Source organism: Acinetobacter sp. 1124_18A, from assembly GCF_052824995.1.
In genome coordinates, this window is sequence record NZ_VTDF01000002.1 from 36,634 (window position 1) to 55,974 (window position 19,341).

General features: G+C 37.7%; 17 protein-coding genes. 12 read left to right on the forward strand and 5 right to left on the reverse strand.

The window, feature by feature from the left end; translation table 11 throughout:
- Positions 1 to 47: 47 nt before the first annotated feature.
- The 5 genes from FY048_RS04705 to FY048_RS04725 are packed head-to-tail and all read left to right on the forward strand — an operon-like array spanning position 48 to position 4,667.
- Entirely contained in the window at positions 48 to 851 is an 804-nt protein-coding gene (locus tag FY048_RS04705; RefSeq protein ID WP_446090320.1) for an SDR family NAD(P)-dependent oxidoreductase, read from the forward strand.
- Entirely contained in the window at positions 848 to 1,594 is a 747-nt protein-coding gene (locus FY048_RS04710) for an acetoacetate decarboxylase family protein (RefSeq protein ID WP_446090321.1), read from the forward strand. Before FY048_RS04705 ends, FY048_RS04710 begins: the two co-directional genes overlap by 4 nt.
- 13 nt (positions 1,595 to 1,607) lie before the next feature.
- Entirely contained in the window at positions 1,608 to 2,477 is an 870-nt protein-coding gene (locus FY048_RS04715) for a metal-dependent hydrolase (RefSeq protein ID WP_446090322.1), read from the forward strand.
- A 57-nt stretch (positions 2,478 to 2,534) separates the two neighbouring features.
- Positions 2,535 to 3,764, forward strand: a complete 1,230-nt coding sequence (locus FY048_RS04720) for an NADH:flavin oxidoreductase/NADH oxidase family protein (RefSeq protein WP_446090323.1) — start codon at positions 2,535 to 2,537, stop codon at positions 3,762 to 3,764.
- A 33-nt stretch (positions 3,765 to 3,797) separates the two neighbouring features.
- Complete coding sequence (locus FY048_RS04725) at positions 3,798 to 4,667, forward strand: metal-dependent hydrolase (RefSeq protein ID WP_446090324.1); 870 nt, start codon at positions 3,798 to 3,800, stop codon at positions 4,665 to 4,667.
- Here FY048_RS04725 and FY048_RS04730 read toward each other — a convergent pair whose 3' ends face one another.
- The 3 genes from FY048_RS04730 to FY048_RS04740 form a co-directional block, all read right to left on the reverse strand.
- A complete protein-coding gene (locus tag FY048_RS04730) occupies positions 4,668 to 5,624 on the reverse strand; it encodes an alpha/beta fold hydrolase (protein ID WP_446090325.1) in 957 nt (318 codons plus the stop codon).
- Between the two features lie 109 nt (positions 5,625 to 5,733).
- Complete coding sequence (locus FY048_RS04735; RefSeq protein WP_446090326.1) at positions 5,734 to 7,341, reverse strand: M28 family peptidase; 1,608 nt, start codon at positions 7,339 to 7,341, stop codon at positions 5,734 to 5,736.
- A 203-nt stretch (positions 7,342 to 7,544) separates the two neighbouring features.
- The gene (locus FY048_RS04740; protein WP_446090327.1) at positions 7,545 to 8,609 is read right to left on the reverse strand and encodes an AraC family transcriptional regulator; all 1,065 of its coding nucleotides are present in this window, start codon (positions 8,607 to 8,609) and stop codon (positions 7,545 to 7,547) included.
- A gap of 806 nt (positions 8,610 to 9,415) precedes the next feature.
- On the opposite strand from FY048_RS04740, the gene FY048_RS04745 reads away from it, so the two are divergent.
- The 4 genes from FY048_RS04745 (at position 9,416) to FY048_RS04760 (ending at position 14,075) form a co-directional block, all read left to right on the forward strand.
- Positions 9,416 to 9,970 carry a TetR/AcrR family transcriptional regulator gene (locus tag FY048_RS04745; RefSeq protein WP_446090328.1) on the forward strand — a complete coding sequence of 185 codons (555 nt, stop codon included), beginning with the start codon at positions 9,416 to 9,418 and terminating at the stop codon, positions 9,968 to 9,970.
- Positions 9,971 to 10,190: 220 nt separating this feature from the next.
- Positions 10,191 to 11,477, forward strand: coding sequence for an MFS transporter (locus FY048_RS04750; protein WP_446090329.1), 1,287 nt, complete (start codon positions 10,191 to 10,193; stop codon positions 11,475 to 11,477).
- A 281-nt stretch (positions 11,478 to 11,758) separates the two neighbouring features.
- The gene (locus tag FY048_RS04755) at positions 11,759 to 12,832 is read left to right on the forward strand and encodes a porin (RefSeq protein WP_446090330.1); all 1,074 of its coding nucleotides are present in this window, start codon (positions 11,759 to 11,761) and stop codon (positions 12,830 to 12,832) included.
- Positions 12,833 to 12,890: 58 nt separating this feature from the next.
- A complete protein-coding gene (locus FY048_RS04760; protein WP_446090331.1) occupies positions 12,891 to 14,075 on the forward strand; it encodes a M24 family metallopeptidase in 1,185 nt (394 codons plus the stop codon).
- 71 nt (positions 14,076 to 14,146) lie between these two features.
- On the opposite strand, the gene FY048_RS04765 is transcribed toward FY048_RS04760, so the two are convergent.
- Both FY048_RS04765 and FY048_RS04770 read right to left on the reverse strand, forming a co-directional pair.
- A complete protein-coding gene (locus FY048_RS04765) occupies positions 14,147 to 15,073 on the reverse strand; it encodes a LysR family transcriptional regulator (RefSeq protein WP_446090332.1) in 927 nt (308 codons plus the stop codon).
- A 149-nt stretch (positions 15,074 to 15,222) separates the two neighbouring features.
- Entirely contained in the window at positions 15,223 to 16,158 is a 936-nt protein-coding gene (locus FY048_RS04770; protein WP_446090333.1) for a LysR substrate-binding domain-containing protein, read from the reverse strand.
- A gap of 87 nt (positions 16,159 to 16,245) precedes the next feature.
- Between FY048_RS04770 and FY048_RS04775 the strand changes: the two genes are divergently transcribed.
- Genes FY048_RS04775 through FY048_RS04785 form a run of 3 tightly spaced genes read left to right on the forward strand, consistent with a single transcriptional unit; the run spans position 16,246 to position 19,340 of the window.
- The gene (locus FY048_RS04775; RefSeq protein WP_446090334.1) at positions 16,246 to 17,496 is read left to right on the forward strand and encodes an acyl-CoA dehydrogenase family protein; all 1,251 of its coding nucleotides are present in this window, start codon (positions 16,246 to 16,248) and stop codon (positions 17,494 to 17,496) included.
- Positions 17,497 to 17,498: 2 nt separating this feature from the next.
- Positions 17,499 to 18,560, forward strand: coding sequence for a phosphotransferase family protein (locus FY048_RS04780; RefSeq protein ID WP_446090335.1), 1,062 nt, complete (start codon positions 17,499 to 17,501; stop codon positions 18,558 to 18,560).
- 15 nt (positions 18,561 to 18,575) lie between these two features.
- Positions 18,576 to 19,340, forward strand: a complete 765-nt coding sequence (locus tag FY048_RS04785) for an SDR family oxidoreductase (protein WP_003651899.1) — start codon at positions 18,576 to 18,578, stop codon at positions 19,338 to 19,340.
- The last annotated feature ends 1 nt before the right edge of the window (position 19,341 follow it).

The window sequence follows — 19,341 nt, forward strand, 5'->3', positions numbered from 1 at the left end:
AGTCAAAACTTCGGAATAATCAATCTATTCCATTTTGAGCAAGAATTATGAGCCTACCTATTCCAAGAGCCTCATCTCGCGTTGTGATTACAGGTGCTTCATCTGGTATTGGAGAGGAGTTAGCAAAACAGTTCGCTTTACGAGGCTATTCCTTAGTTTTAGTCGCTCGCCGTGTCGAAAAATTAGAAGCACTGGCTGAAAAACTAAAAGCTGAATATCAAATATCTGTAGATTTATATCCATGTGATTTGGGAGATAGACAAGCTAGAGCTAAGTTTCGTCAGTATTTAGAAGGTATTGAGGTTTCAATTCTTTGTAATAACGCAGGTTTTGCAACTTTTGGACGACTTCAAGAGTTAGATGCAGATCGAGAGCGTGAAGAAGTCGAAGTCAATAGTGTGGCAATTCACGACCTGACTTTAGCTGTGTTACCCCAAATGCTCAAACGAAAATCCGGAGCAATATTGATAGTAGGCTCTACTTCTGGTCATCAACCCACTCCGGCAAATGCCACATATGCGGCAACTAAAGCATTTGCAAACTCATTTGCAGAGTCTTTACATAGCGAACTAGGTGGTACAGGAGTGACCTGTACTTTACTTGCCCCGGGTCCTACTAAAACAGGTTTTAATGAAGTTGCTGGAATTACCAAAATTGATGGAGTCGGTGGAAATTTTGTTTGGGTAACGGCTGAAAGAGTAGCTAAAGAAGCGATTCAAGGCATGGATTGCAATCGCCGTATTGTGATTCCCGGTTTTATTGCGCAGGCGCAAACTTTTGGGGGACGTTATACCCCGCGCATCATATTGCTCCCAATTCTGAAACAAGTATTTTCGAGATTAAAATCATGAGACAACTCATCAATGATTTAAGTGTTCCAGTGGGCTTAGCCAATCTTGGCAATAAGCTTTATCACAATGCGCAGTATTTGACGGCTGTTGTTGAAGTCGATGAAAAAGCGATGGCTCGTTGGTTACCGTCTGGAATGACACTGGTTCAGCCTGCAAGAGCTGATTTGTTCTGTGCTTATTTCCCTGAAAATGTCTATACGGGTGCTTATCATGAAGCGGGTTTATTCGTTCATATTAAGGTTGGCAATAAAACAGGAATCTTTTGTCCTTGGATGATTTTGGACGATGACCGCGCCATGATTATTGGACGTGAGTTGCTTGGCTATCCTAAAAAGATGGGTGAGATTAGTTGGGAAAATGATGGCAAACGTATTGTTAGCAATGCCTCACGCCGCGGTACAACACTCATTGAAATGGAAGCTAAGCTTGGTGAAGTCATTAATGATGCACCTCCAATTTTAGGACTACCACATCGTAATATCACAGGTGGGTTGGGCCTTGGTCTACCACGTGAGGTTCGATTTACTCCGAAAGAACATCCACTTGAAGTCCGTCGTGTAGAAATGAACTTACGTTTTACGGGTACTGTAAATGATCCTTTACACGATATGGGACTAGGTAAAGTCATTGAGGCAAGATTACATCGAGTTGATTTATCGGGTGGGTTAATTCCTCCAATTCAAATACCTCGTCTACGTACACCGTTATTTTTATTGCGCCAATTTAATCCTCGCGTTTTATAACTGGAGAATAAAGATGAATGCGTTCTTTAAGTCAAAACAAACACAAGATTTTTCTAAAATCTCGGCTTCAATTGATATTCCTGTAAGAACAATGGATTTTACTTTTCCAGATGAAATTCCTGAGTTCTGGTTTGATAACAATGCCTTACTTACGATGTTATTGACTGCATTATCGAGCGCATTTCCAGATGGTGAACGTCAATTTATTCATAGTGTGCGTAACTATCAGGCAAAAATTGAAGATCCTGTTCTGCTTAAACAAGTCCGTGCTTTTATTGGTCAAGAAGCACATCACGGTAAAGAACATGACGTGCTCAATGCGGTCATGCTGAAAAAGGGTTATCCCGTAGACCGAATTTATAAGCGCTTTAAAAAGATGAATCGCTTGATGCAAGAACAATTCTCTACAGCTCATCAGCTTGCATGCACGGTATGTATGGAACACCTCACAGCAATTCTAGCTGACTATTTCATTAGTACCGCGCCTCAAGATTTAAAGTTGTTTAATACCCATGTCAGAAAAATCTGGGCATGGCATGCGATTGAGGAAACAGAACATAAAGCTGTAGCTTTTGATGTGTATCAGTCTTTGGTCAATAGACCTTATTTCTTACGATTGGTCATGATAGAAACCACGTTTTCTTTTCTTATCATTACCACCAGAGGAACAACCGAACTGTTACGAGCTTCTGGCAAACAACGAGATTTAAAAGAACTTTATCAAGGTTTTCGTTATTTGTTTGGAAAACAAGGTTTAGTTAGACGGATTAGCAGACATTATCTCGACTTTTTCTCCGCAGACTTTCATCCTTGGCAGCATGACAATCGGGACATGATGAACTTATTAAAAAAACAATATTTCAATGAAGAGCTGCTGAAATAATCAAAAGTTGATGCTTGTGCAGTACTCACAGAACAAACAATTTTAGGAATAATTATCATGGCAAAGTCTATATCTACAAATTCTCCGTTACAGCAACCATTAAAATTAGCGTGTGGCATAACCATACCCAACCGTATTGCAAAGTCGGCCATGAGTGAACAATTGGCTGATCGACACGGTTCACCCACCACCGACTTACAACAACTCTATGCAGCATGGGCAAGGGGTGGAACTGGGTTGTTAGTTACGGGCAATGTGATGATTGACCATCGTGCTTTTGTTGAGCCACGAAATGTCGTTTTGCAAGATGAGCAATTTTTACAAGCCAATAAGTTATGGGCTCAGGCTGCTAAAGCCAATGGCAGCAAAATTATTATGCAGATTAACCATCCGGGTCGTGTTGCGGTTTTGCCACTTTTGAAAAAGCCGATCGCGCCCTCAGCAGTCGGGCTTGATTTACCTGCTATGAATATTATTCGTATTCCACGAGCGATGACTGAAGCAGATATTTTAGAGCAAATTAAACGCTTTGCTACAACCGCAGAGCTTGCTGTTAAAGCAGGGTTTGATGGCGTACAGGTTCATGCCGCACATGGTTATTTACTCTCGCAATTTTTGTCACCACTCTCAAATGTTCGAAACGATGGGTGGGGAGGAAGTCCTGAAAATCGACGCCGTATGTTGATTGAAACGGTTCGAGCTGTACGAGCTGCAATAGGCAAAGACAAAATATTAAGTGTAAAACTCAACTCTGCCGATTTTCAAAAGGGCGGCTTAAGTCAGGAAGAGTCTCTACAAATTGCATTAGCTTTAGAAGCAGAAGGGATCGACCTATTAGAGATTTCAGGCGGGAATTATGAATCTCCTGCACAGTTAGGCTATGCACCAGATCGTTCTGCTCAGCGTGATGCATATTTTATTGACTATGCCACCGCACTTCGTAAACAAAGCAAATTACCACTGATGTTAACAGGTGGACTGCGTGATGTAGATTTTATGAATCGCATTGTGGCTGATGGGGTGGTTGACCTTGTAGGAATGGCTCGACCTTTTGCAATACAACCAGATTTAGCCAAACAACTGTTAGCCGGAAAATCGGTATTAAAACCAGCAAAAATTCCAGCGATTGGATATAAACCAGTAGATGCTTATTTGCAACTCGGTTGGCATGCAGCGCAATTTCGCCGTATTAGCAGTGGGCAAAAACCGAAAGCAATTAAGGGATTAATCCGTACATTGATTGCCTTTGGTCCACGTATGGGCTTTAACATTCTGACTCAAGATTAGTGGTAAAAGCTTTTGATATAAGGAGTTGTTATCATGAATAGTTTAATCAGACAAAACCATGTGATTGTTCCGCGGCGTCCTGTATTTAATTTTACTGAAACGCCAACGCATTGGATTTATGACGATCCAATAGTTTCACAAATATTAAATTCAATTAACCCGATTACACCTGCACCAGAACGTTGGTTTTGTCAGACGTTTAGAGATGCATTGCCTTACATTCAAGATGAAAAACTTAAAGAGGCTGCAATTGCTTTCATTAAACAAGAGGGCGCTCATAGTTATGGACACACTCTCGGAACTCGGCACATAGAGGCCTTAGGGATTGATTTAAGTCGTTATACCCAGATGACGAGTTGGATATTTAATGACATGATTGGCCCAAAACCATTAGGCTATGAATTGAAGCATCCACGCTTAAAGTCGATGTGGCTAACGACCCGATTAGCAATGGTGGCTGCTGCCGAACATCTGACAGGAGTGTTAGGACATTGGGTTCTCAATGCAGAGGGACTACAACACGCACCAGTCGATGTAGAAATGCTACGTCTGTTGCAATGGCACGGGGCCGAAGAGGTAGAACACCGTGAAGTAGCCGATGCAATGTTTAGATATTTTAGCAATAGCAATGTACTTCGAGTGGGGGCAGCGGTTTTCACGTTCCCCCTATTTATTGTTTTGGCTTATGTTGCTGTCGAAAATCTAGTAAAACAAGATGCGCAATTACCACATTGTTTTCGTTTCAAAGATTATTTCCGAGCAGCTCGACAAGATCGTGTGCCTAAGGTTGACGATATAATACGTGCCTGCTTGCGATACTTTAAGCCTCATCATAATCCTTTAAATGAGGGATCGACTGAGCAAGCATTGGCATTTTTAACAAGTATAAAAGAACTTAATTAATTATTTCAAAGTGCCTTTAAAATAATTAATAATATAATCTGAAATTAAATCAGGTTCTTCTGAGCTAAGAGCATGACCTGTATGTGGTATTTCAACATATACGACCTGATCACCTAATTCCTGTTTTAATTTTTGACCATTTAATTCAGGAGGAGCTATGAAATCTTCACCAGCTTGAATGATTAAGAATTCTTTTCCACCCGCTTTCTTAAAGAATTCTCCATTCATCATTTGACCTGCATTAATTTGTGCTAATGCAAGATTAGGGTACCAACCTGTATACCAAACACTTGGATCATTTCCTAGGGCAAAAAAGGCACATTGAATAGCATCTAATCGTTCTTGTCTTGGTAAATTTAAATTAAAAGAATTTAACAGGCATTTTCTTTGTGCTTGATTTAAATCTTCCTCCCCACCTGATGCCATTAAAACTAATTTATCAACAGATTTAGGATATAAAGTTGCGATTGTTCTTGCTAAACGGTTTCCGAAAGCATGTCCAATAAAACTGGCTTTTTCGATCCCTAATTTTTGAAATGTTTTGATAATATCTTGTGCGAACATACTCATTGAAGCATTTGCTGGTGTCAAATCACCTGTACTATGTCCAATCCCTCTAGGCTGGATTAAAATCACTTGATAACCACTTTTAACTAATTTTGATGTAATTGTAGATTTGTATTCTTCTGTAAAATCTTCAACACCTCGACCTAATGAGGGAAGAATAGTGACATATTCTCCTTGGCCTTTTACTAAGCTATAAATTCGGACATGACTAGTGGCATCTCCATGCTCAACTAAAGTGTTAACTTGTAAATATTTATTGACTTCAAAATTATCTTTATTAGGAATTGTTGGTGATGTTTCTACGATAGGACTATCTGTCTTATCATTATTACATGCTGTTAGACATAAAGTAGACATTAAAATACTTACAACGAAAGCTCTTTTAAACATTTTTTGTATCCTTACAATGATTGTTGTTTATAGCAAAGAGGTATAAAAATCTCACACTTTCCTTTCTAATCTGAAATCCCTACTTAGAAGTAGAGATTTCAAAAGTTAATTATTGCGTTGAAGGGGGCATTCTACGAGGTAATTCACTACGTGGAACATGTGTTAGATCTATAGCCATTTGAGTAAAAGCTACGGTTTCTCTTTTTAAAAGCTCGAAATCTACAAAATCAACCGTATTAACCCCATAATTGAGCAAATATGCAGGACCAGTGAGATAGTTAATTGTTGGGATACCACCAGCGCCCCAAAAGTAATGTCCTTCACCGGGCCAGACAGCATCTTCAGCATACGTACCATTAGGTTTTAATGGTGGCATAACAAAAGTAACTCCTGCTTTTGCATTAACGGGCCATTGTTTAGCCAACTCGACCAATGCGGATTGATTAGAGGTAAATAAAGCTCCTATTTCTTTTTTACCCGTAGTCTCAAGAATACCATTCTCATTTGGAATCCATTCATTAATTCCAAGATGTTCAATAGTGATTACTGCATTGATACGATCTACTACTCCATCATTTTTATGTTGATCAAGAAAAGTGCGGATACCACTACCCGCATAAAAGTGACCTGTTGACAGCATAATCATGATACTGCGGTCTAATGATTTTTTTGGAAGCCTCGTTAGATATTGTGCAATATCAATAACAGCATTAGGGCCATTATCCTCAACACCATTTGTACCATCGGTATGGCTATTGAGGACAACAAGTTCATCACTTTTCCCTGCAATAGTCCCTACGATATTTTTCGTTGTCACATTTTTTTCTGTGGACGTAAGTGTTAATTGAATTGAATGATTAGACGCTGCCTCATTTCGAAGTTTGACTCCTATTGCTTTATCAACATAGAAACCAGGTAAACCGTAAACATCAGCATAATAAGGAGCATAGATTTGAGCGAGTTCTTTACTACCAGCATCATTTGCAATAAAAACAATTCCTTTTGCCCCAATAGATTTAAAACCTTTTAATAGATTAATAACAGAACCCGTACCATTGTTTGTACGTTTATAAGGGTCAGTAAGTTTTAAGTTATTCTCGGGGTCGTAAATGCTTAAAGCTCGATTACCATAAAATCCAGCAGTTAAAGCGGGTACAGGAAAATCAACCAAGACTATTTTACCAGCGTAGTCTGCTGCGAGACTTGTAAAGTTGGTAGAGCCTGTTAGCAAACTCTGTAATTGATTTGGTGTTAAATATTCAAGTTCTGAAGCGATACCCGTATTAGGTGTACTACCTGAGTATGGAATATAGGATGCGGTAACTTTCTGGTATTCATTAATACCTGAACTGATTCCTAAACTCCAGGAAGTAGGTTCCCAAGTTTTAATCACCGTATCTTCAAAATGGACATCTTGCACACCAGCTTTTTTCAAACGACTATATAAGTCTTGTATATAAGCTTCATGAGATGTAGAGCCTGGTGTACGTAGGCCATATGCATCTAATTCTTTATGCCAGTCACGCATGATGTTCGTAGATAAGAACTGATTTTCATCAACTTTAACTGCTGCACTTGTTGAAAGTAGGGCCGTTGGCCAATTATCATTGTTGGGAGAGGAAATATTTGATGAAGAACTATTATCATTTCCACAACCAGAAATAAGCAGCCCTACTAAACAAGCTGAAACAAGTTTTCTATATGAACGTTGACTCATCCTGATGTCCATTCCTTTCTCCATTTGCTGATTTATACTTTTTCCAAAGTACTGATATTATTCAATGAACCATGAACCATCATGATAAATGTAAATAAAAAAAGAAAGAATAATGTATATGGGACATGAGATTGTGATTTTAGGGCATTATTAAAATGTTATAGATAATGGAAGATATTTACCTCGCAAGATGAAATATATAGTTATTCATTTTGGGGAGATAGATTTTTTTGATATTGCCCCGGAGTGGAAGAGGTCAATGCTCTAAACCAATTTATAAATGAGTTGCTTGTATTAAATCCTAAAGATTTAGCTATTGATTCGACAGTATTTTCTTTATTGTGAAGATGAATTTTAGCGAGTTCAAAGCGAACCTCATCCAAGATTTGACTATAGCTATTACTCTCTAGCTGTAAATTTCGACTTAAAGTTCTTTCATTCATACCTAGTTGTGAGGCTATAATTTTTCTTGATACTTTACCTTGATGAAGCATAAGGCGAATTCTGGAGCGTACTTGTTCAGCCAGAGTTGTTTTTATGGTCATCTGTTTTATGAGCTTTCTAGCTAATTGTTCGACTGTGTCATATAAGACGGCATTCATTGTCCGCAATGGCATGCTAAGGGCTTTTTCGGAAAGAATTAAAGCTGATTCTGGCTGACCAAAATATACAGGGCATTGAAAAGTTTGTTCGTAAATACGTAGTAAATCTAAATTATTATTTGCAATTTCATGGTTGAAATGGACGGCGAGTAAATTGGGATATCCATTATCTCTTACCAAGCGTACTAGCATAGACCAATAACCGAGATTGTATTCGGTTGCACACCGTATAAATATTGGATTTAAGGATCTACACGCCCATCCCCAATAAATAAGACCAGACTCTTTTTTTAATGATATCTTACCAATCCTTCCTATTAACTGTTGATATCGTTGCATCATTTCTATGGCATCGCCTAGCGTACCACTTAAAGGAACTAGGTGACCTAAAACTCCATATGCTGCCGGATCAAGCCGCTGTAAAAGCTTTAATCCAATAAGTGGGTCATGATTAATATGATAGCAATAGGTAACTATACGTTCTAAATAGTACAGCGGAATACATGCATTGGGATCAACTAATGATTCTTCATCAATGCCACTTGCAGAGAGTAGATCTTCTCTACTTGTTTGGAACATAGTGGCATTGTCTAGAATATGTTTAATCAGGCTAACTAAAACAGCACTGTCAATTGGTAGGTCTTCAGAAGATAAGTTCATTTCCATTGATCCCTATACTTTGTCTCTTTTTTTAGGGCACTCGTAATTATAACAAAGTAGGGGGTAAGAGTACTACACAAACCTACAGTGTGCGTTTAACTCTAAGTCATCTTATATAGTACATATCATTATATTTTTTATTTAAAATATATCTAACTCGATAAACGTTATAGAGAGGCTTTGCAATGCTCTTATAAAAGCAAATTGTTAAGCCAATATTTAAGGTTTTTCTTAATTATGTAATTAAATGAAAAACAATAATTAATTAAATAATTTCTAGCCAATTTCACATTGACACCTTAATTTTTGAAGATTACCATTTGCGGGCTGGCCTACATTGCCAGCTGGTTTTGACAGACCATGTAGTAAGACCGCATCAGACTTATTCCTTTCTGAGGGATAGTTTTATGTGTGCACACCCGTTCCCTCCCGTAGCGGTAGGACGGGAGTGGGACACCTTCGGGTGTGCTGGAGTCTTACCCAGTCTGTCAACCTGCTTCCGTTCTGCCACCATAATTTATAATGCTTTGGCAGAACTCCCAATAGAAGGAGTTGGCTTTGCACATTCATTTTTTCTTGGCAGTCTTTGCCAAAAGCTATATCGACACAACTTAAACTTTTAAAACAGTTTGATCGCCATTAGGCTTATCGGACTTTAATTCGTCACGACCAAAAACTTAGCGACAATAAAACTTGAGATGTGCCAAGCACAGTCTTTACGGCTTTGCTGTGCCTTTTTCACCCTGTAAAAGGGAAAAGGTTTCTATATCTCATATATATACAACAATAATTTATTTTATAACGGTAAAACTATGCCACATTCAGATCTTCCATTTCGTGCTTTAAGTGTGCTTCACACTTCCCGATATCTGTTTAACAACTATGGCTTTCATAATGTCGGGGTCGACCGAATTATTGAGTCAGCAAAAGTTCCCAAAGCCACTTTTTATAATTACTTTCACTCAAAAGAAAGGCTAATTGAAATGAGCCTGACTTTCCAAAAAGATGGTCTTAAACAAGAAGTGCTTTCAATCATTTATATTCAAAAAGACTTAACCTTAATTGAAAAACTCCGCAAAATTTACTTTTTACATGCCGATTTAGACGGACTTTATCATTTGCCTTTTAAAGCTATTTTTGAAATTTCAAAAACACATCCCAAGGCATATCAGGTAGTCGTTGATTATCGAAACTGGTTCATTAATGAAATCTATAATTTGCTTCTAACGACTAATGCAAATGCTTTAAAGCAAGATGCCCACATGTTCTTGTTTGTGATTGATGGTGCGATGGTCCAGCTTTTAGACCCAAACAAGCCAGATGAAAGGGAGAGGTTGTTGGAATATTTTTTGGTGGGGGTTGGGTGAGCAATTTAAATAATTTAAAAACACGGCATAATTCAGATCGTGTGTTACAAGCATTAGAGTTGTTGTGAAAGGCATTTAATAGAAATATCCATGTTTTTGATAAATTAAATCTTGGTTGAGAAAAAAACTCAATCGCGATGGAAATTATATCAATATTCCAGTTAAAGCATTTTGTGTAGTTTGGATTGAACAAATAGATGTTAGGTCAGGAGAGACCAAAATGCTGAATGAGAATAAATCTATTAGTAAACGTTCATTTCTTGGACTATCTGCGGGTAACTTTCTTGAATGGCTTGATTTTACGTTATATGGATATTTTGCACTTGCTATTGCGCATAACTTTTTCCCAGCAGAAAATGAAATACTTTCGACACTCGCTGCCATAACAACTTTTGCTGTCGGCTTCTTGGTAAGACCGATTGGTGCTTATTTGATTGGAAATTATGCTGACAGAAAGGGGCGTAAGTCAGCAATGGTTTTGACGGTGATGTTAATGGGCATAGGTACTTTAATGATTGCTTGTGCACCTTCATATCTACAAGCTGGTTATTTTGGAACAGCAATGGTCGTTCTGGGTAGATTAGTCGCCGGTCTTGCTGCATCTGGAGAGTTTGGGGCAGCCGTATCATTAGTAATGGAAAGTTGCCCAAAGAATCGCCGAGGATATTATAGTGCACTATTTAACGCCTCAACGTATCTTGCACTCGCAACAGGTTCAGGGATTGCATTACTTATTTATGGTGTCTTAGGTCAACAAGCGACTTTAGATTGGGGATGGAGAATCGGTTTCTTCATAGGTTTGATTATTATTCCAGTTGGTTTGTATCTTCGTCGACATATGGAAGAAAGTAATGAGTTAATACATGCTCCTAAAAAACAAACCGTTCAAACTAAGTTAAGTCGTGGACAGTTTATTCAACGTATCTTACTTGTTGCATCTTTATCAGGTTTTGGGTCTGCCATAGTTTATCTTGTCATTATTTTTATGCCTTCATTTGCAAAGCAAGCAATGAATATTGATCCATTTATTGGTTCGGCTAGCTCTATGATGTCAGCACTCATTATTATTTTGGGAGCTTTTATTGGTGGCTTATGGGCAGATAAATCTGGTCGAATTATTATAATCTTATTAACGGGAACAATAATCACAACTTGTATCGGTATTCCACTTTACGAATATTTATTGATTTCACCTTCAGCTCCTCGTTTATTCTTATTTCAAATCGTATGTTCTCTTGGCTTAGGTTTAACTGTAGGTGCATATTTCCCTTTTATTACAGATCAATTCCCTACCAGACAACGGGCTTTAGGAATTGGTTTGGGCTATAACATTGGCGTAACACTTTTTGGAGCTGTATCACCTATTGTGACGACTTATGCGCTTAGTAAAGGAATTTTGCAAGCACCAGCTGTCTATTTATTATCTGCTGCAACGATTTCTATAGGTGTTCTTTTAATTTATAAAAGTAAAGAAAAAATAGTTATGAAGTCACAACCTGTAAGCTAATGTTAAAATGAAGTTGCTCTTAATCTAAAACCTAAAAATAGATTATATGAAGTAGAAATGAATAAGTTTTAACTTAATAAAAAACCCACTTTAAAAAGTGGTTTTTTTATTTAAACCTTAAAAAGTCAAAATTATATCTTATAAGTTTTAAATTGAATTTTTTAATAGAATCAATAGAAAAATACTCAACTGCAATGGAGAAATTATCAATATTCTAATATCTAAATTTTATGTACTTTAAATAAAGGAATTAAATAATCAAGGTCATGGAGTACCGATTAATGTTGAAATATGTGTTGATATCAGGTCTATTTATTTTACCAATGAAATCTTTTGCTGATATCCAAGTGGGGGATTCAAACTCACCTTTTAAAGTCTATGGGGTTTTCGACTACGGTGTAAATTATTCACACTCTGGTGTTGTTAATTCACATGATTTTCAAAGTGGTATGGATTATGCGAGTCGACTCGGGTTAAAGCTTAATCTTAAACTGAATGACGATCTTGCTATTGTGGGTAATGCTGAATCTTGGATTGATTTACGCAAAATGGACTTTGTTCGAGATACAACATTTGCTCGCGCTGAGTTTATTGGTATTAGTTCAAAAAAATATGGCACATTGTTATATGGACGACAGGCGCTAAATGCTTCTGGTGTGTATGAAGAGTTATTTGCGACCGCGCTTGCACCATCTGCGCTCAGTTATCAAGCATATGATTTAGGAACTGGCGCACCCACATTCGATTTTAGATCTAGCCGCGCCATTACCTATACCACACCAAACTTCAAGAATACGACACTGACATTTCATTACACACCAAACCAAATGGTAGGTGATGCATCAAAAGTCCTAGATGCTAAGAATTATGCAGCTATGGCTGTTTATGATGATGGCACCAATCGTATAAGTGCATCTTATAATGAATTAATTAGTAATTATTCTGTCGAATATAACGGCGTCATTTACGATGAGATTAAAACAAAAGATTATCGTGTATTTGCACTAAAACGATTAAATAAAAACCTAAGTGTTATTGGTACTGCTAACTACCTTAAACCTAATAGTCCAGATGCCGTTTCTGCTCAGATTTACGGCACGATGATAAATTTTGAACAGCCAAAATATAACCTGAAAGCCGCTTTATATCATAGACAGGTTGATAAACAAGATGTATCAGCCATGATTTATGCTGTGGGTGCTAATTACCATATTAACAAACACTTAGATGCCTATATTCGAGCTGAGTATATTGATAATAACAGCAAGGCTAAATATACGATGAATAACATCTTACTTGAAGGACCAGGAGATGACCCTTCTACATATGGTATTGGACTTAAATTCATGTTCTAGAAATAAAACGAACAAATTAATTTCAGTCTATTAAGTAAATCTAAACAGGAGAGCCAAGATGAGTATAGAACCAATTTTCTATCCACCAACAGAAACTGAAATTGAGCAACGTTTAAAACGCGTACAGGCTCGTATGGTAGAGGAAGGATTAGATCACTATGTGGCCTTCTGTCCAGATAATATTTTTTATCTAACAAATTTTGCGAATGCAGTACATGAACGTCCTTTTGTTTTAGTCATACCGAGTAAAGGCATCCCTCAATTTGTTGTTCCTCAATTAGAAATTCCACATGTAAAAACTCGCGTAGTGGGAGATATTGAACTTATATCATATTTCGAATTTCCCGCACCTCAAGGACAAGCTTGGAGTGACCGATTTAAAGAATTATTTTCTGAAAATGAACGAGTTGGTGTTGAGTCAATTTGCCCGTTGCAGATATATGTAGAAACGCCTGGTGAGCGTGTTCGCAGTGATATTATTGATGATATACGCATGATTAAATCAGAATATGAAATAGGCCGTTTAGTTTATTCTTGTGAACTGGCCACCAAAGCACATGATTTACTTTTAAAATCGGCCTATCCAGGTATGTCTTTAACCGAAATGGCGACTAAAGTAAGAGGATTTATAATGAATCAACTTGCAAAAGATAATAAGAAAATCAACCCACTTGCAACCCGTGTTACAGCTATTTTTCAACCTCCGAGCGTATCTCATGATCCGCATAACTTTACAAATATCGATATGGTAATGGAGGAGGGCGGACCACATGTATCTATCATTAATGCGGTGATGAATGGTTATGGGGCAGAGATAGAAAGAACTTTTTTCCTAGGGAAGGTTCCAGAGAAAGCGAAAAAACCTTTTGAAATAATGTTAGAAGGGCGCCGTATTGCTTTTGAAATGGCTAAACCTGGCATTCTCATGAGTGAAGTTGATCGAAAAGTAAATGATTATTTCCGTAAAATGGGTATGGGAGATTATCTACTTCACAGAACTGGACATGGAATGGGTGTAACTGCTCATGAAGCTCCTTTCTTTGCTGAAGGATATGATCGTCCACTTGAAAAAGGAATGTGTTTGACCATTGAGCCTGGACTTTATATTGAAGGAGTAGGAGGATTTAGACATTCCGATACAGTTTTAATTGGGGAAACAGATTCAATTATGCTAACGGATGGTCCTGTAGATATTGATAATCTGACTATTTCTATCCATGAAAACAAGGCCAGTACAGTATAAATGAAGATTTATTTAATTTAAGTACCTACTAAACACCCATAAATAGTATGGGTGTTTTTTAATATAGGTTTTTAATGTGCTTCATAACATATAAAATCACGTAATTTTCTAACATTAATATTTAAAGGAATTTTACTATTCCATATAATTGTTTGTGGTTTTATATTAAAACTTAATTCACGGTTAATTATTTTTACTTTATTCTGTTTTTGTAATGTTTTCGCCAAATTACTAGATGCAACTGAAATACAGTCATAGTTTTGCATAATAATACCTATTAAGTTAATTGGGTTATCAACTTCAATTATATTATTTGGTTGTTTTAATCCATTGGCTACTAAATTAGCATCAAAGCATTGACGTACTGGGCAAGTTGAAGATGTGAGACACCACGGATATTGTAAAAGACTTTTTAAATCTTTATGTGTATCTGGAATATCCATGCTTGTACTAGCGATAAATAGCAATTGATGCTCATGTAGTAAAATTGCCCGTAAGTCATTATTTAGATCATCTATTTCAGCACGGCAAATGACTAAATCTAGTTCACCCGCGCGTAAACTTGCTAGGAGTGAAGTTTTATCGCCTGCCTTAATACATATTTCGGTTTCAGGAGAAATTTTTTTAAATCGAATAATTGCATTAGCGAGAGCATTTTCTAAGGATGGAGCATGAACACCAATAGAAATTTTACTGGCTTTAATTCCTCTTAGTAGAGCAATTTTATCATGGCCTTCACGTAACTGAGCTTCAATTTTTAGATAGGAATCAATGAGAATAAGGCATTCTGGCAATGGAACTAGTTGTCCGACCTCTCTTCTAAATAATTGTGCACCATAATTAGTTTCAATTTCTGCTAAAGATTTAGATACGGCTGAAGTGGTCATATGCATAAGTTGAGCCACTTTAGTCAGTGATTTATGCTGGCCTAATAAGGATAGAATCTTTAGGTTTTTAAACTTAATTCGGGAGCTGAAAAATGAATCTAAATCTTCCATAATATTTTATATCCATAATTCCACTTTCATTTGAAAGTTGTCTATAAGTTTATTTTACATGATTTTCAATATTACTAAGAATTAAAAATTATCCAAGATAGCTTAATTTAATAAGGGAATTATGCTTTTGAATCAGTTGTGAAACTATTCTATAAATTATTCATAATCTGCAATAGTTGCGCCTTGCACCATACTATTTGGTGTTCATGGGACTTTTGCTGATCCCAATATAAATTCATTTGGTATCCAGCTATATCAATGGGGAGTGGATGCACCTTAATTTTAGGATAATTATCTTTAAAATAAGCAATTTGGCATTGAGGAATCGTGAGTAAATGGTCCGTTTGTGTAATTAATCGAATTGCAGTTTCATATTGTTGGCAGCGGAAACTAATTGTTCTTTTGATCCCTTGTTTAGATAAGAAAAAATCTTCGAAGACACGACCTGTGGGACGAGAGGACACAGTAATGTGCTTAGCATCTAAATAAATTTCTTTGGTTAGATCAGTAGATGATAATAAAGGATGCTGCTTGCGGCTTATTACCACAAACTGATCTTTAGTACAGCATTCATAACCAATGCTCTCTTCAACAGAATGTTGAACATCAATCGCAAAATCGATTTTACCCGTAGAAAGCTCATGTCTTAAGTTTTTACGATCAATGCGTACACTATTTAACTGCAAATTAGGATTAAACTGAGTTAAGTGTTGAATAATAGAGGGTAAAAAAATCCCTTCATACTCATCATTCATAGCGATGGTGAGATGCTTTAAATCTCGTGCTGGCACAAAGTCATAAGTGCTTTGAATTGCTTGATGCATCAGTTGCAATGACTGTTCAATTTTAGGCCATAAACGTTTGGCTAAAGGTGATGGAACAACACCATGCCCATCTCGAATAAAAAGTGGGTCATTAAAATGATCGCGTAAACGAGCCAAAGCATGGCTAACAGCAGGTTGACTTAAAAAAAGTTGTTCACTCGCACGTGTTAGATTTTTTTCTTTATAAATTGTGACAAACACCCGAAATAGATTGAGATCAATACGAGCGAGAGAGGCGACATTATTATTCATTTCATTCATGGTTTGTTATTCAAACAATTCATTTTATTCATTGTAGCAAGTTAGGTATGTTCAGGAAATAGCACAACAAATAGAGTGATTAAAACCGTGAATTTTGAACTTAGCGCTCGTGGTAAACAATATTTAGAAAAAGTTAAGCAATTCATGGCAACTGAAATTGAGCCTATTGAAGATGAGTTTTGGGCTGAGGTTCGACGGACTTGCGACCATGAGGATTGGACTACATGGAAATGGCCGACTGCTTTGGAAACATTAAAAAATAAGGCAAAGGAAGCTGGTTTGTGGAATATGTTCTTACCTGATGACACATTAGGCGCGGGTCTGAATATTCAAGAATATGCTCATATCGCAGAACAAACAGGTCGTAGTTTTTTAGCCCCTACCGTTTTTAACTGTAATGCTCCTGATACTGGCAACATGGAAGTTTTATGGCGTTATGGGAATGAAGCGCAGAAAAAACAATGGTTAGAACCATTATTAAAAGGCGAAATTCGTTCAGTTTTTTGTATGACCGAACCTGAAGTTGCATCGAGTGATGCCACCAATATCCAAACTACCGCAGTTATTGAGGGTGATGAAATCGTTCTCAATGGTCGAAAATGGTGGTCATCAGGTTTAGGTGATCCGAACGCTAAAATATTGATTGTGATGGCACGCACACCCGATGAAAATAAAGGTCAACACCAACAGCATTCGATGGTGTTAGTACCTATCGATACGGCTGGAATCAAGATTGAAAGAATGCTTCCAGTTTTTAATGAAACTGAGGCACCGCATGGTCACGGTGAAATTAGTTTTAATAATGTACGTGTACCTGTGAGTAATTTCATTAGCGAAGCTGGACAAGGATTTGCAATTGCACAAGGGCGTTTAGGGCCAGGGCGAATACACCATTGTATGCGCTGTGTGGGAGCATCGGAACGTGCCCTAGAGTTGGCAATTGATCGTGGTATGAGCCGTACGGCATTTGGTCAACCAATTTTAGAATTAGGCGGCAATAAAGAGCGTATTGCAGATGCCCGAATTGCGATTGATCAAGCTCGATTATTGACTTTGTATGCAGCTTGGAAAATGGATACCGTTGGAAATGTTGCAGCTATGACTGAAATTTCGGCCATTAAAGTAGTTGCCCCTAATGTAATGCAACAAGTCATGGACATGGCAATTCAAATTCACGGTGGAATGGGAATATCAAATGATACGCCGTTGGTTCGTTTTTTTGCTCTTGCGCGAACTTTACGTTTAGCGGATGGTCCAGATGAAGTTCATAAACGCGTCATTAGTAAAATCGAGTTAAAAAAGCGGGGATATAGCCACCATCGAGCAGAGGGGAAATAACCATGTCTGTGATTGATGTTGGTGGTCAGGTACGTCAGGGTGAAGAACTCAACATAACTGCTATACAAGACTGGCTGTTTCAACAAGGTATTTTTTTAAAAGGTACACCAAAAATAACTCAATATTCGGGTGGGGCCTCTAATTGGACTTATCGGATTGAATGCGATAATCACGATTTGATTTTACGGCGCCCACCATCAGGCACAAAAGCAAAATCTGCTCATGATATGGTGCGTGAATATCGGGTGCAAAAAGCACTTAAGCCACTTTATCCTATGGTTCCCGAAATGGTGGCACTGTGTACAGATCACACCGTCATTGGTTGTGATTTTTATGTGATGGAACGTATCGAAGGCATAATTCTTCGTGCTGATCTGCCCCAAGACCTAAGTTTAAGTAGAGATCAGCTCAAAGTTCTCTGTACAAATATGCTGGATTCTTTAATCGCCTTACATCAACTCCCTTATCAAGGCACTGATTTAGAAATGCTAGGTAAAGGCGAGGGTTATTGTCGTCGCCAAGTTGAAGGGTGGGATAAGCGTTATGAAAAAGCATTAACGCCTGATGTACCAAATTTCAGTGAGATAAGACAATGGCTACATGCGCATGTCCCGCAAGACAGTAAAACGTGTGTCATTCATAACGATTGGCGATTTGATAACCTCATTTTAGATCGACAACAACCCACTTCTATTATTGGGGTTTTAGATTGGGAAATGACGACTCTGGGCGATCCACTTATGGATTTAGGATGTGCTTTGGCTTATTGGGTACAAGATGACGATAACGCAACATTGAAATCTATGCGTCGTCAGCCAACCTATTTACAAGGTATGTTTTTACGTCAGGAAGTCGTGGACTATTATCTGCAAAAAACAGGTTTACATACCCACAATTGGACGTTTTACGGGGTATTTGGCTTATTTCGTTTAGCCGCTATTCTTCAGCAAATTTATTATCGTTATTACCATAAAGAAACTCAAAATCCTGAATTTAAAAATTTTGGGATTTTTGTCGAAAATTTATATGAGCGTTGTTTACAACTGACTTTACAAAAACCATGAACATAAGGAAATGATATGGCTACAAATTTATTCGATTTGACTGGGAAAATAGCCTTAGTTACAGGTGCAAGTCGTGGTATTGGTGAGGAAATTGCCAAACTTTTAGCTGAACAAGGTGCCCATGTAATTGTATCTAGTCGCAAGGTTGAAGATTGCCAACGCGTTGCTAATGAAATTATTGCAGCAAATGGTAAAGCGGAAGCTGCTGCTTGTCATGTGGGTAAACTAGAAGATATTGCAGAAATTTTTGAATATATTCGTAAAGAACATGGTCGTTTAGATATTTTAGTCAACAATGCAGCTGCCAATCCTTATTTTGGGCATATTTTGGATACCGATATTGCGGCCTATAACAAAACGGTTGAAGTCAACATTCGTGGATATTTCTTTATGTCTGTCGAGGCGGGCAAATTAATGAAAGAACAGGGCGGCGGTGCAATTGTGAATACCGCATCTGTGAATGCCCTACAACCCGGAGACCAACAAGGTATTTATTCTATTACCAAAGCTGCGGTGGTGAATATGACCAAAGCATTTGCAAAAGAATGCGGACCATTGGGTATTCGAGTGAATGCTTTATTGCCGGGTCTTACCAAGACCAAATTTGCATCGGCCCTATTTGAAAATGAAGATATTTATACAAGCTGGATGAGTTCAATTCCATTACGCCGTCACGCAGAACCACGTGAAATGGCGGGTACCGTACTGTATCTTGTGTCCGATGCTGCAAGTTACACCAATGGTGAATGTATTGTGGTGGATGGCGGTTTAACTATTTAGG